10 protein-coding genes are annotated in these 14,588 nt (G+C 37.9%); 3 read left to right on the top strand and 7 right to left on the bottom strand.

Annotated elements, in window-relative coordinates; translation table 11 throughout:
- Window position 1: 1 nt before the first annotated feature.
- The 3 genes from HCU67_RS06600 to HCU67_RS06610 all read right to left on the bottom strand — a co-directional run bounded on the left by HCU67_RS06600 (window position 2) and on the right by HCU67_RS06610 (window position 3,145).
- Entirely contained in the window at window positions 2-658 is a 657-nt protein-coding gene (locus HCU67_RS06600) for a hypothetical protein (protein WP_168551774.1), read from the bottom strand.
- 78 nt (window positions 659-736) lie between these two features.
- Complete coding sequence (locus tag HCU67_RS06605) at window positions 737-1,876, bottom strand: acyltransferase family protein (RefSeq protein ID WP_210423639.1); 1,140 nt, start codon at window positions 1,874-1,876, stop codon at window positions 737-739.
- 105 nt (window positions 1,877-1,981) lie between these two features.
- Window positions 1,982-3,145, bottom strand: a complete 1,164-nt coding sequence (locus tag HCU67_RS06610) for a helix-turn-helix domain-containing protein (protein ID WP_168551775.1) — start codon at window positions 3,143-3,145, stop codon at window positions 1,982-1,984.
- A 64-nt stretch (window positions 3,146-3,209) separates the two neighbouring features.
- Here HCU67_RS06610 and HCU67_RS06615 point away from each other — a divergent pair, with 64 nt between their 5' ends.
- Window positions 3,210-4,472 carry an aminotransferase class V-fold PLP-dependent enzyme gene (locus HCU67_RS06615; protein WP_168551776.1) on the top strand — a complete coding sequence of 421 codons (1,263 nt, stop codon included), beginning with the start codon at window positions 3,210-3,212 and terminating at the stop codon, window positions 4,470-4,472.
- Here the strand turns inward: HCU67_RS06615 and HCU67_RS06620 are convergent.
- Window positions 4,469-5,365 carry a metallophosphoesterase gene (locus HCU67_RS06620; protein ID WP_168551777.1) on the bottom strand — a complete coding sequence of 299 codons (897 nt, stop codon included), beginning with the start codon at window positions 5,363-5,365 and terminating at the stop codon, window positions 4,469-4,471. The genes HCU67_RS06615 and HCU67_RS06620 overlap by 4 nt on opposite strands.
- Before the next feature lie 119 nt (window positions 5,366-5,484).
- On the opposite strand from HCU67_RS06620, the gene HCU67_RS06625 reads away from it, so the two are divergent.
- Window positions 5,485-7,860, top strand: a complete 2,376-nt coding sequence (locus HCU67_RS06625) for a GAF domain-containing protein (protein WP_168551778.1) — start codon at window positions 5,485-5,487, stop codon at window positions 7,858-7,860.
- Here the strand turns inward: HCU67_RS06625 and HCU67_RS06630 are convergent.
- On the bottom strand, window positions 7,857-9,050 hold the full coding sequence (locus tag HCU67_RS06630; RefSeq protein WP_168551779.1) for a Pycsar system effector family protein: 1,194 nt from the start codon (window positions 9,048-9,050) through the stop codon (window positions 7,857-7,859). The genes HCU67_RS06625 and HCU67_RS06630 overlap by 4 nt on opposite strands.
- 52 nt (window positions 9,051-9,102) lie before the next feature.
- On the opposite strand from HCU67_RS06630, the gene HCU67_RS06635 reads away from it, so the two are divergent.
- Window positions 9,103-12,813, top strand: coding sequence for a metallophosphoesterase (locus tag HCU67_RS06635; protein WP_168551780.1), 3,711 nt, complete (start codon window positions 9,103-9,105; stop codon window positions 12,811-12,813).
- Here HCU67_RS06635 and HCU67_RS06640 read toward each other — a convergent pair.
- A complete protein-coding gene (locus HCU67_RS06640; RefSeq protein WP_168551781.1) occupies window positions 12,810-13,682 on the bottom strand; it encodes an NHL repeat-containing protein in 873 nt (290 codons plus the stop codon). The genes HCU67_RS06635 and HCU67_RS06640 overlap by 4 nt on opposite strands.
- Window positions 13,672-14,583, bottom strand: coding sequence for a GyrI-like domain-containing protein (locus HCU67_RS06645; RefSeq protein ID WP_168551782.1), 912 nt, complete (start codon window positions 14,581-14,583; stop codon window positions 13,672-13,674). The genes HCU67_RS06640 and HCU67_RS06645 overlap by 11 nt, the downstream gene beginning before the upstream one ends.
- Window positions 14,584-14,588 lie beyond the last annotated feature (5 nt).

Consider the following 14,588-nt stretch of genomic DNA (forward strand, 5'->3'; position numbering starts at 1 on the left):
ATTAAAAACCGGTCTCTTCCTTCTCTTCTTCCTTGACCACAACCAAACTCGCCTTCGAACCTGTCGATAAATTCCAGCGATTGTTGTGCAAAACATTGCCATCGTTGTCAGTAACCACAATTTGAGCGGTATTCGGACCAGATGATCCTTGGTTGAGTGCTTCAAAGTCAATCCGGTTAAAACCAGGCTTCAAATCAACATTAACACCTTTAAAACTTCCAGAGAGCATCATGTTGTATTCAACCACTTCTCCATTCAGGTAAATTTTTACCCGATCACCATCCACGTATTCGTGATCACGGGCAACAACGCCGACAAAAGCGGCAGTGGTTTTGAAATCACCTAAATATTGATCGCCAAAAAATTGGGTCGATTCTTTTTCTTTTTTCGCTAAGAATTTGGGTTGCACCTTCATATCGTGGCCTGCCTGAACCAACTTTCTTTCCGGTAACATTTGAATGTTAGGTGATTCATCCGGTTTAAACTGGTCTTGGTCAAACATTGAAGGCATACGAAGAACCGTACCACCAACATTGCTCGTTTTTACATCCAAATTATTATTGGGACCAATTTTTAAGGGTTTTGTGGTGGGAATATCCCCTTGGGAATACCCAACTAGGCCGATAAGAAGAAATAAGGGCAGAATAAATGTTCTCATAGCAAATCGGTCGTTTAACCAATTTAAAGTTAACAAATACCCTGCCATACAAACGGTAAAAGGCTGTTAAACTTGAGATTAATTCGATGAATTAACGCTTTTTAATCCGAATAAAGGATGTAGAATAGAAATACGAAGAATAATCAAATCGTAAATCAGCCATGAAATACCAAAGGTTCCAATTATTAAAATGGATGCTTTTATGAAAAAATTCCATTCCAAATCCATTAAGAAATAGGCAATAATGATGGTCACGGTCTGATGTAGAATATAAAAAGGATAAACCGCTCTATTGGCATAAGCCAATTTTTTACTTGGTTTGTTCAACCACTGAGCTGCAAAGGCAAAAAGCACCAAGATCCATGACCATAGGTTGACAACTTTTAAAAAGGCTTCAACCAAATGTTCGACTATCTCATCCCTTTCAATAAACAACCATCGGCAAATCATTAGGGTAAATGCAACTATTCCAATTATCAATGCCTTTTTCTTAATATTCTCTAGGCTTTCCCAAAAAACTTCTTTGGCGGCAATGAGTAGAAAACCATAGAAAAATAATAGGATGTAGAAAGAAATAGTAAACCAATCACCTACCAAAGCATGGGTTGTTGGAAAAAATGGCTCTATGAAGCCCTCAACAAAAAACAATGGTATAATGAAAATATATAAGCCCAATGGTTTTAGTATTTGTTTTTTAGTCCATTTCAATAATCTTGATGATTTGTTCCTTAGCCGGAAAAACACCGGGCCTAATACTAAAGAAAATAAAAGCAGATACGGCAAGAACCAGAGGTGGTGCCAACTGATGTTTCCTTCTGGATATGGTCCTCCCCTGAAAAGGGCTGTGGAATAAAAATCAAGGTAGGATCCTTCGAATTGTCCATGCGCAATGCGCTCGATATAAATCTGAGGGGGTACAATGAGCAACATTCCTACAAATAGTGGTATGCCCAACCTAAGAAATCGTTCCCAAGAGAACTGTTTTAAGTTTCGTTTTGAAAACGCGTAATAAGTTCCCATTCCAGAAATTACAAAAAGGATAGGCAATCTCCACTGGTTTAAAAAGATCATTGGCCACCGAAGCCATTCATAAATGACATTATTTTTAATATGCCAACCCCAAGGCACAAAAAACATTCCTACATGGTAAAAAATAAGCAGGGCAAAAACGATGACTCTAAGCCAATCTAAGTCGTAACGTCTGATTGATGTTTTCATGATGAATTGATTTTCGACAAAGATGATTTGGATAACAGAATTGTTACCCTTTTTTTATGTCAAAGCTGTTCGGAATTACAATTTGGGAGAAATTGAATGAGAAGTTTAGCTTACGTGTTCTTTTACGAAAGCTGACGGTGAAGTGTTGGCGTGTCTTTTAAATGCAGTGTAAAAAGCTGATTTAGAATTGAATCCAACTGAGTTTCCAATTGCCTCAATTGTCAAATGATCGTATTCTTTGGAAACTAACCGTTCTTTAGCTTCAGCAATCCTTTTTTTATTGATATAGTCATTGAAATTCATTCCAAATTCAGAATTAATGGTTTTTGAAAGTGTATTTGGCCCTATATTCAACTCAATTGCCAAAGATTTCAGCGATAATGTGCTAGACAAGAAGTAGTTGTCTTTAAGCAAAGCTTGCTCAATCTTATCTAGTTCAATTTCACCAGAGGTCAAGGTTTCATATTTTTCAGCAATCCACGAATTTTCGAAAAAACGGGACTCGGAAAGAATAAAGAATAGAGTGACCAGTGTAACCATACATTGCCCCATGACAATAAAATGATCTCCACCATCATCTTCATAACTGGCGTAGACAAAAAACAAAAGCACAAAGAACACAATGAATACCAATATTGTATTTCGGCTAAAGACATATTTGTCAACCCTGATAAATTTTGTGGGTTTGCCACTTGCTTTGGATTTTTTAATTACCAACCGAATTGACAGATAGAGATAAAGCAAGAAATTAAACAAAATCAACCATCGGAATTCATCTTTGATTACATGATAACCATAATTATAATCATCAGGAGTCTGAGCAAAAGTTAAATCTTGGTAATACGCACCCAAATATGCATTTAACTTTACTGAAAGCGGACTTAAGTAATACCCGATTTGTGAAATCAAATATCCAATTGGTAAAATAAAATGCCACCAATGTGTTCTAAAAAGAATGGGCTTTCGCTCCAAAAGTGAATACATGAAGAAGTAAATAGTTGTTGGAATTAGTAAAACCAAGGGTTCTGTTGAATCATTTAGTTGCAATACATTTTTTATTAGTCCGGTATAGCAACAATAGGTATCAAGGCATACAAGTGATTGTACCAAAAGCGCCCATCCAAATAGCCTAACAGGAGAATTTTTCTTTGCTCTAATAAAAATGACCATACTCAAAAAGAATCCTAAAAAGACACCCATGAACATTATGGTTGAAATGAAATTATGCCGAATGGGAATTTGTTCTATGAGTTGTTCCAGGGTTTCCAAGAGGATTCTATTTGTTGTAAATTGAACCTAGCCTGAAAATACCCATTTATTAAAACCAACCCTAATGGAAAAGCGTCATTTTTTAAAACGGTTTGGCCAAGTCGCTCTTGCAACTCCCTTAATGCCCATTGAATTATCTGCCCAAATACCGATGGTTGATTCGCCTTACCCTGTCGACAATGACGATAAATTTTGGGCTCGAATTAGGGAGGACTATAGGCTTAAACCAGACTATATCAACCTTGAAAATGGCTATTACAATTTTGTTCCAACACCCATTTTAAATAAGTACATAGAACATGTAAAGCATGTTAATTATGAGGCCTCCCATTACATGCGAACCGTGCAATGGGAGAATAAAAATTCCACCGCAGCTCGATTGGCCAAATTGGTCAATTGTTCTGAGAAAGAGTTGATTATTACAAGAAATACAACGGAATCCCTTGATATGATTATTGGGGGCTTCCCTTGGAAAAAAGGAGATGAGGCAATTTTTGCGAAACAAGATTATGGAGCAATGCGAATCCATTTTCATCAGCAAGAGAAGAGGTATGGCATTGTATGTAAAGAAATTTCCTTACCAAATCACCCAAAATCTGATGAGGAAATAGTAAAACTCTATGAGTCACAGATAACTCCACGAACTAAACTATTAATGGTCTGCGAGATGGTCAATATCACAGGTCAGCTATTACCAGTTCGTAAAATATGTGATATGGCCCATTCCTATGGCGTTGAGGTTATGGTAGATGGGGCACATTGTGTTGGTCATATAAAAGTTGATATCAAAGCCTTAGACTGTGATTACTATGGGTCAAGTCTACATAAATGGTTGAGTGTACCTTTAGGTGCAGGGTTACTTTACGTTAAGGAAGAACATATTCCCAAAATTTGGCCTCTTTTGGCTGAGCACGAAAATGACGAGACCAAAATCAGAAGGTTAAACCACACAGGTACCCATCCGGTACATACAGATTTAACAATAAACGATGCTATCGACTATTTGGAGATGATTGGTATCGAGCGAAAAGAGAAACGACTTCGATTTATACAAAGGTATTGGAGCGATCAACTTCGGGACGTTAAGAATGTTATAGTCAATACACCTATTGAGGCCCATCGAAGTTGTGGAATTGCCAATGTTGGATTAAAGAATATGAAACCACATGATTTTGCAAAATCACTGTTGGATAAGTTCAAAGTTTGGACGGTAGCCATTGATTACGAAAATGTGCATGGTTGTAGAATTACCCCCAATGTTTATACTACGGCTGAAGAATTAGACCAGTTTGTAACTGCGGTTAAAACTTTAGCAAGTAGGGGCTAATTAGAAATATAATCAATCAACTTTTCAGGACCCTCCAGCACCACCCTAACTATTTGTAATGTCCCATCAGGTTTGGTGTCGATATGCCATTTGATAAGTGTGATTTGCCCACTTTCGATTTCAATTCCGGTAATACTTCGTGGATGTACACAACTACCATCGTTGAAAAGAGGTATTTGACCAGGTTCTGGGAATCTTGGTCGATGTGTATGACCGACAATCATTGGTAGTAGATCGTTATTCAAAATCCAGCGCTTTAGTCTTTTCTCAATACGAATCAGTTCCTTGTAGTTCTTTGCCGGACTTGTTGGGTCGGCGATACCCACAACTTGTAGTGGTTTCCAAAGAACTCTGACCAAGAATTGTCCAACACGCCAAAAATTGTAGTTCCACCAGTCGGCCTGGTGGCCATGAGCGCAAAAAATTCGTTGACCTGTGGTCGCATGTTCCAATAATAGTGCTTCATTATACGAGAGCCCTTCGAAAAGCTCTTTGTCCTTTCCATCTATTGGTTCAAAATAATGGCTGAGGTGATTGGTAACATAATTGGCATCGCGATAAACCATATCATGGTTGCCCCATACCATGTGCAGGCGATTTTCCAAATGAAAACTTCGTAATAGTTGGTAAACATTTTTATGCGCCTCAAAAATGGATTCAAAACGGAGGTTTTCCCATAGTTCGTCACCGTCTCCCAATTCGCAGTATTCAAAACCTTCGCGATAATAGTGGTTTAAAGCATGAAAATAAATATTGCGATTGTTCGCAAAATCATCGGCGAAACTATTATCTCCACGGTGACAGTCACTAAAAAAGATAAATTTTGAGCTGTCATCGAATGTGATTTTTTTAGCTTTTTTGTAGGCTCTTGAGAGTCTTCGATTTGATGACATGCATTGAATTTTAAATAAATATCCTAAAAAATTGTCCCAATTCAACCCTTTAGATTCGTTTAACAGTAGTGCACTCAGACAATTTGTAACTTTACCCCCTAATAAACGACCAATTGGCCATGGGAAATAAAGGAAATAATCAGCTTTTACCTTTTGTCCAGCTTATAAGTTTCAACAAGCTGCTCAATCATTATGAAGAGCAGGCAAAAAGTAAATCCAGCATTTTAGCTGAGCGAGCAAAAGCTATATTAAAGGCCGCTGAACCTTATCCTGAACTCAGAGATGGATTTGACGACCTCAGTATTATAGAAAAGCGCAAAGATGTAATAGAGACCATTTTGGCCGATACATTCGCTCCTGCCCTTACTAAAAATGAGATAAAGACCGCTTCTATCCCGTATTTCAATTTGGTTTTTAATCCTTCTGAACGATTTCAAAAGATTTTGGAAGAAGCCGGTAAGGATTTTGTACTTGAAATGCGTGAAATGCCCGAAGATGTGCAATACATAATGATGGCGACGGTTGTTTTAGGGTTTTTCTACGGTTATAATTTAGATTTCAAACGGCCGATTTTCTATGATATTCCTGATAAGAATGGGGTAATGCGTCATTATAGGGTTCTTTACAATGCTGATTTCATGGAGCTAATTGCCAACGATAACGCAAAAGAGCTTACCAAAGAAGACGTAAATGAACTTTTAGAGGACTCAGACAATATTGATCTTTGGAAAGAAAAAATTCCACCTTACAGCTTTACGATCAAGGGGTTTGTGATTTGCAATATGTTCGATGTAACAGCGGAACACTCGATTTCTGAGATAAAATCAACCTTGATTGGGGGCAATAAGCGTGAGAAGGAAAGTTTTATGGTCGATTTTCAAGAAACTTTCCGCTCCCTTTTCAATTTGAGGGATATTAGTGTAGGATTTTCTGGATACGAAGAAACTACCAACCGCTTTTTCAAAATTTACGGAAAGGGTATTGAAAGCTTCGTTTTGAACAATAAGGAAATGGAGACCTGCGATGCCATGCTCTGCGATTATTCGTATGGTAAACTTATAGGAGAAAGTAGTCCTTTGGCAATTTCAAATGTTGAGCGGTACTACAAGAAATCACAAAAAGGACAACCTTATAAAAACCTTTATGAACAGGGGTTTCGAAGTGCTATTCTTGCTCCAATTGCAGATGAAGGAAAGCTATTGGGTATTTTAGAAATCGTATCCCCCAACATTCATGAACTCAATGGTATCAATGCCACTAAGTTGGAGGACGTGATGCCATTTATTGTTTCAGCGGTATTGCGTTCAATCGAGGAGGAACAAAACCTTATTGATGCCATCATACAGCACGAATGTACTACGGTTCATGAATCGGTTTATTGGAAGTTTCAAGAAGAGGCCAAGAAATTTATGGCTGCCGAAGCTATTGGAGAACAGCCTTCTTTTAATGAAATTGTTTTTCAAGACATCTATCCGCTCTATGGCCAAATCGATATTAAAGACAGTTCTAAGGAGCGAAATTTGGCAATACAACGTGATTTGATAATTCAGCTTTCTGAAATACAAGATATCTTGAAAATTGCCCATCAATCACTAAAACTTCCCATTTATGAAGAGTTGATGTTTAGGGTGAACAATCATATGGATGAAATTAAGGACACACTATTTTCGAATAGTGAGCAAGCGATTTTTGATTTCGTACATGAAGAAATAAATCCCGTTTTCCACCATTTGAAACGAGAAGACAAGGTATTGGGAAAGCAAATAGCGCTTTATGAAGAACATATAAACTCAGATACCGAGTCATATTACGATCATCGTAAAAACTACGATGAAAGCGTAATGAAGATCAATATGAAATTGGCTGCATTGCTCGACCGAAAGCAAGAGGAAGCCCAAGAAATGTTTCCTCATTACTTTGAGCGATACAAAACTGACGGGGTTGAGCATAATATGTATATCGGAAGTGAAATTGCCAATTCTAGAAAATTCGACCAGTTGTACCTAAACAATTTAAGGTTGTGGCAGTTGCAGACAATGGTCGAAATGGAGAATAAACACTATAAGCTAAAACCACATTTGCCGGTTAAGCTCGATGTTGCTTCACTACTCTTGGTTTATAGTACACCACTGGCCATAAGGTTCAGGATGGACGAAAAGCGTTTTGATGTTGACGGCACCTACAATGCCCGATATGAAATTATTAAGAAGCGTATTGATAAGTCGTACATAAAGGGAACTAACGAACGTCTGACTCAAAAAGGCAAATTGGCCATTGTGTACTCTCAAAAGAAAGATGAAAAGGAATATTTACGATACATCACATTCTTGAAATCTAAAGGGTATTTCACTAACAATATCGAAGTTGTGGAGTTGGAAGGTCTTCAGGGTGTAACTGGTTTAAAAGCCATCCGGGCTGAGATATTGTATAAAACGGATGAGGAATCTGAAAAGACCTATACCTACGATGATTTAATGGAGGCTTTGGAAGCTTAGGTCAAAATTCGTTCAGGGCCAAAATATTTAAACGATATTCCAAAGGCTATTACTGAGATTACAATCCCGATAATAAAAATAGTGTAGGTCCATCTCAGTATTTTGTATTTTCTATTTAGTACCAGACCCAAGAAATATAAGTCCTTGGTTAAGGAAGAATATATATAATCTTTATCTTTTACCAATTCTTGGATGGCCCATTCATAATCACCAAGACTCATCTTGTGGAAATTTCCAAAAAACAAAAGATTGACCTTTCGATTGTTTACATCAGCTTTGGTGAATGTTCCACTTGTCACATTAGGTCTTGTGGCCCAGACTGCCATTGCCATTGATACCACACTAAATGTTATAAAAATTACGGTAGGATAAATCAAATAGGTATTTGAGGGATTGTCAAGTTTTGGAATTAAGTTGGACAATGCCACGGAGATGATTATCGCATTAACCGACAGTAAGATATTTGCTTTGGTATCTGCAATATCACTCAAGGTCAAGTGATTTTTTAAGGTAACCCTAAAAAGTGTCTGAATACCCCTGTCAGGGCTTTCACTTTTGTATTTTGCCTTGAGCTCTTCTTTTTTAGCGATTTCTTTTTCGGCCTTTCTTTCCTTGACTAATTTTTTAAGGTTTTTCTGTTTTCCTGGCTCCCAGTTCTCCTTTGCATAATCTGTGTAATATCGATGGTGAACACGAAACATTTTAATGTTTTTCTCTCGCCATTCTTTTGCAGAATAATCGGCTATACCCAACAATTTTAATTCTTCACGCAGAAAGCCTGTTGTCTCCCAATAACTCTTTTGCGCAAAATGCGAAGCATCAGCATCTCGAATAATTTCCTCGTCCAAAGATTCGGGTTCATAGCCCATTTTAGTAGCAAGAATAAGTCTTTCTATGTTTGAGATATCGGTTTGACTGTAATTTTCCTTTTGTAAAAATTCTTTGGCTATGATTGAACTTTCTTTTTCATGATTCTCAGTTCCAAGAGAATAACCAGTGTCGTGAAACCAAGCAGCTAGTTCTAATCGTTCTTTTTCATTTTCAGGCAAATCAATTTCAGCAAGAAGTTCCTTGGTACTCTTGACCACCCGTTGGGTGTGTTTTAGATTGTGATATAGAAATTCCTTGTCCAGCTTGTTTAAAAGAATGTCGGTGACAAACTCTTCTGCTTTTTGAACGATTTCTGACATAGTCGTATCTTGAAGTTTCCAAATTACGAATTTTGGAAAGAACCTATCGAAAATGAAAAGACCACTACTAGTATTACTTGGCCTATTTCTGTTGGCCAGTTGTGCAACATATCAAACCAAATACAAAGTGCCATTTGAAGGAAATTCGGTTTCTAACAACCAAGAAGTTGAACACACCTTCTATTTAATTGGGGATGCAGGAAAATCACCAATTGGTGGCATGAATCCGGCCCTTCAAGCCTTTAAACAACGCCTGGATAATGCGGACGAAAATAGCACGGCAATTTTTTTGGGGGATAATATTTACCCAGCAGGATTTCCTTCAAAAAAGGATGATCCAAAGAAACATAAAGAAGCCAAAAGCCATTTAGATGCTCAATTGGCCACCTTAGAGAATTACAAGGGCAAAAAAGTGTTCATACCTGGCAATCACGACTGGTACAGCAACGGCCCTGAAGGTTTAAAACGCCAAGAAAAGTATATTGAAGATGCTTTGGATGGCAAAGATGTATTCCTTCCTGAAAATGCTTGCCCAATTGAGTCCTTTGATATTGGAAATGATATTGTGGTAATTACAGTTGATAGCCATTGGTACGTTAGTAATTGGAATAAATATCCATCAATCAATGATGATTGTGAAATAAAGGACAGAACCCGATTTTTTCTTGAGCTTGAAGATGAAATTAAGGACAATCGACAAAAAACTACCATAATAGCTCTTCACCATCCAATGTTCACTTATGGGTCTCATGGAGGTCAATTCGGGTTTAAAGAGCATTTTTTTATTGGCCATAGTAACATTCCCACACCTATTTTGGGAACTGTCGCAAATGTTTTGAGGCGAACAACAGGGGCTTCAAATACCGATTTGCAAAACCCTAAATACAGCGAACTGGTGGGTCGGATTACCACTTTGGCTCAATTTTCTGAAAAAGTCATTTTTGTTTCGGGCCACGAACACACCTTACAATACATTATTGAAGAGAACACACCACAGATTGTAAGTGGTTCTGGAGCTAATAAAGGGTATTCTAGACTTTTAGGAGGCAGTAAATTTTCTACTGGTAAGATGGGTTATGCTATTTTGAAAGTTTATAAAGATGGGTCATCGGCGGTTGATTTTATAGGTGTTGAAGATGGTATTGAAGAACTACTTTATAGTACTGAAGTTTTACCGCCAAACCAAAAACCTTCAGAATACAAAGGTCAAAATACATTTCCACCTACAGTGAAAGCATCGGTTTATGAACCTGAAGAAGTAGATAAATCAAATTTTTACAAGGGAGTTTGGGGAGAACGATATGCTAAATATTATGCAACAGAAATTAATGCGCAAACCGTTGACTTAGATACCTTATATGGTGGACTTACCCCAGTTCGGAAAGGGGGGGGTAATCAATCAAGATCCTTAAGGCTCCAACATAAGGATGGGCGTCAATTTGTTATGCGCGCGTTGAAAAAGAGTGCCGAGCGTTATTTGCAGGCTATGGCTTTTCAGAACCAGTTTATCATTGGTAGGTTTAAAGGCACAGCGGTAGAAGACGTTTTGGAATACTTTTATACCGGTTCTCACCCATATGCCCCATTTACGATCGGAAAATTGTCAGATGCTGTTGGTTTATACCATACCAATCCAAGGTTGTTTTACATTCCAAAACAAAAGGCTTTAAAAGGTTTTGTTGATGAATTTGGAGATGAGTTGTATATGATTGAAGAACATGTTTCCGAAGGGCATGATATAGCAAGTTTCGGCTACACCAAAAAGATTGAAAGCACGAATAACTTCATTGAGAAACTTAGAAAAGATGAAGAATATAAACTGGATGCTCCATTATATGTGAGAGCACGGATTTTTGATATTCTGATTGGTGATTGGGATCGTCATGTGGATCAATGGCGTTGGGCACAATTTAAAGATGAAGAAGGCAACAAGATTTTTAAACCAATCCCCCGTGATCGAGACCAACCATTTTCTATAATGGGAGACGGAAAGTTGATGAAGTTTGCAAGCAGCACAATACCTTCATTACGTTTATTTGAAGGTTTTCGAGAAGAAATTAAAAGTGTAAAAGGTTTTACTTCTTCACCAAAGACCTTTGCTTTGGATATGGCCTTATTGACCGAGACTACTTCGGCAGATTGGGAAGCGCAAGCCAAGTATTTACAGGATAACCTTACTGAAAAAGTTATTGATGAGGCTTTTAAAGAATTTCCTGATGAAGTAAATGATGAAACCATCGCTGAGATAAAAAGGGTGCTTCTTGCACGAAAACGAAACCTGATAAAGACCGCAAGAGAGTATTACGGTATTCTGGCCAAATACAGTGTGGTTACAGGAACAGATAAAGATGACCATTTTATTATTTCTGGAAGTGGTAATGGTGATGTAGAACTCACAGCATATAGAATAAAAGGTGGAGAGAAAGGGGATGTCTTTTTTCAAAAAACCTTCAAAACTTCTGAAACTAAAGAAATCTGGGTTTATGGCTTAGACGATGATGATATTTTCGAGGTCTTGGGCAATTCAGGGAAAATTAAAGTTCGATTGGTAGGAGGCCAGAACAACGATGTATACCGAATAGCAAAAGGGAGTGGTGGAATTCACACCTACGATTTCAAACAGAAGAAGAATACCTATGACGAAGCACTTTCTGGCAACATTCACAAACTGAATGACTACGATACCAATACGTATCAATTCATGAAGATTAAGGCAAGCAATAATCAATTAATACCATCAATAGGAGCGAACCCTGACGATGGTTTCAGAATCGGATTTGCAAACACCTATACTTTTAACGGTTTTAGACAAAACCCGTTTACTGCCCAGCATACGGTTAGTGGTGCATTCTATTTTGCCACTTCAGGTTTTTATTTGGGATATAGCGGAGAGTTTGCTAACGTATTTGGCAGTGCCAACTTGGAGTTGAATGCTAAGTTTACCAGTCCCAACTTCGCTCAGAATTTTTTCGGATTTGGTAACGACACCCCAAATTTTGATGACGAAAATCCCTTAGAACTGGATTTCAATAGAGTTAAGATTCGCACTATAAAATTCGCGCCCTCATTGGTTTGGAAGGGCTTTTTAGGGTCACAGGTTAAGTTGGGACTGTCTTATGAAGATTATGAAGTTGAAGAAACCGAAGATCGCTTTATTGAAGGTTTTTATTCTGATCAGAACCGCGATAACCAACAAAGTTTTGTTGGGGTACATGGTGAATATTCCTATTCAAATACAGATAATGCCGCATACCCTACGATGGGTATGGCCATATCATTAATGGGAGGCTATACTGCAAACATTAACGAGTCTGACCGGGCATTTGCCTATTTCATTCCTTCACTGTCGTTTGATTACCGAATAAGTTCAGACGGGCGGTTGGTGTTGGCGACCAAAGTCAAAGGGCATTTCAACTTTAGCGATGATTTTGAGTTTTATCAAGCGGCGAACATAGGCGCCAATAATGGGCTGCGCGGCTTTCGATTTCAGCGATTTAACGGCAAGACTTCTTTCTATCAAAACAGTGATTTACGTTATAGCTTTAGAAAGACCCAGGCTGGGTTTATACCGGCAACACCAGGTATTTTTGTAGGGTATGATTACGGCCGTGTTTGGTTGCCAGATGATGATTCTGACACCTGGCATGATTCTATAGGTGGCGGATTCTTTTTAAATGGCGCAGGCCTTATCTCGGCAAACTTTGGATTGTTTTCAAGTGATGACGGTCTACGATTTGCTTTTGGTGTTGGGTTTGGATTCTAAAAACTAGAAACCTTTAGCGTATACAAGTTATTGCCAGTAGTTTGTGATCGCTCATCAGATAGAAAAAGGGTCTTGTTGTCTTTGAAACAAACAGACTCCAATTGGGTTCGTACCTCTAAATCGACTTGCTTTACCTTCCCTTTTGAAAAATTATCGAATTCAAAATCGGTAATAAGCCACAGCAATCCGTAGCCTAAAACGGCTATAGTTTTGCCATCCGGTGAAATATCAGCACTTGTGGCAGAACAGGTTCTGTAGTTATCACAGGTTTTCCAGGCTCCTATAAATTCGGCTTCATATTCTCCCTCGGTATCCGGCACCTTATAAATTAGTGCCTTGCCATCATAGGGCTTTGTGCGGTTCTTGGTGATAATGTACAATGCATTGCCCCAATGAAATACCGCCTCGGTATCGTAATATAATTTTGAGTCTTTTGGAGGGAACTTCTTTTGTTGCGGGTAGTAGAATTTGATTTTTTCAACCCCGATTTTATCTCCTTTTTCCTTTTCGGGATTAGGGAGCTTGTAAATTACCAAGTCTTCACGCTCGTTTCTATTGTTTCCAAAATCACCAATATAAAGGTTGCCTTGTTTGTCTTTGGTCAGGTCTTCCCAGTCCTTATTCTTGGCATTTTTAACATCAAGGTGCTTGATGATTTTTCCATCTAGACCAACCTTAAAAATATTATCGTTGTTACCGCTGTCTTCAATGACCCAAATGGTTTTACCCCCATCATAAGTTACCATACCCGAATTTTCTTTTAAGCTTGCAGGTAAATCGGTGACAACGGTAAGTTTGCCAGAGTCTTGGCAATTCGTCAAGAACATCCCAATGAAAAAGAGTAAAAAAAAGTGAATATTATTCTTCATCGGTTTTTATAGGCAGATAAATTTCGGCTTTCCAGCTCATTTCATCACCACCCGTATTTGGGTTGTTGAAAAAGACCTCTATGGGTTTTTGTTCCACTTCAATATTGTTCTTTTCGGCATAATCCAATAAAGCATACCAAGCCCTATCTGATGTTATATAATTGCCATTGTAAATGGCTTTTAAAGCTCTTTTAGGAAAGATTCTGCGGTATTCGATATCCGTCCCAATAGGCAGTTTTTCTGAGCGTATTATAGGTTGTGCAAAATCATAGTGAATACTATCGTTTACCCTATCCCATTCGTTTACAATGACCATTGGTGGCCCATCAAATTGTACCCCACGATCAAATAATTCGCCGGTGAGGTAATTGAAGTTTTTCATCATACCACCTGCTTTTTGAAACTGTGTTACGTGCAAGGGTACAAATGCCAAATATTTAGATGGGGATTCCGTCTCACCTACAATTTCAACTTTAAACTTTGAAATGTGATCCTTAAGATTTTCCATAAGGTCTAAAACTGTTTCTTCAGATCTTTTGGTAAAATCAGTTTTGGAAAAAGGAACTTGAATCCTGTTTTTGATACTATTCATAAGGTTATTGTCCTTAATTCCAACAACAACTCTTGACTTAGACTCATTGATAGGTTCTATATCCCAAAAGTAACTGTGAATACTATCATTGAATTTAACCCTTTGGGTTAAATGATAGAGGTCTTCATCTTGTTCAACACTTTGAACGGTATCCAAAGTCTGGTCCCATAACTTTATAGTTTGGTTAATGGCTCCTGGAAAAGTTTCCGTTTCAAATCGGATAATATAATCGGAGGGTTTTATAAACAGGTACCATAGTAAGGCAGCTATAACCAAAAAAAGTAATATTGAAATAAAACGTTTTGCCATAGTTA

It is taken from the genome of Croceivirga thetidis (genome assembly GCF_012272815.1).
In the GTDB taxonomy this organism is placed as follows: domain Bacteria; phylum Bacteroidota; class Bacteroidia; order Flavobacteriales; family Flavobacteriaceae; genus Croceivirga; species Croceivirga thetidis.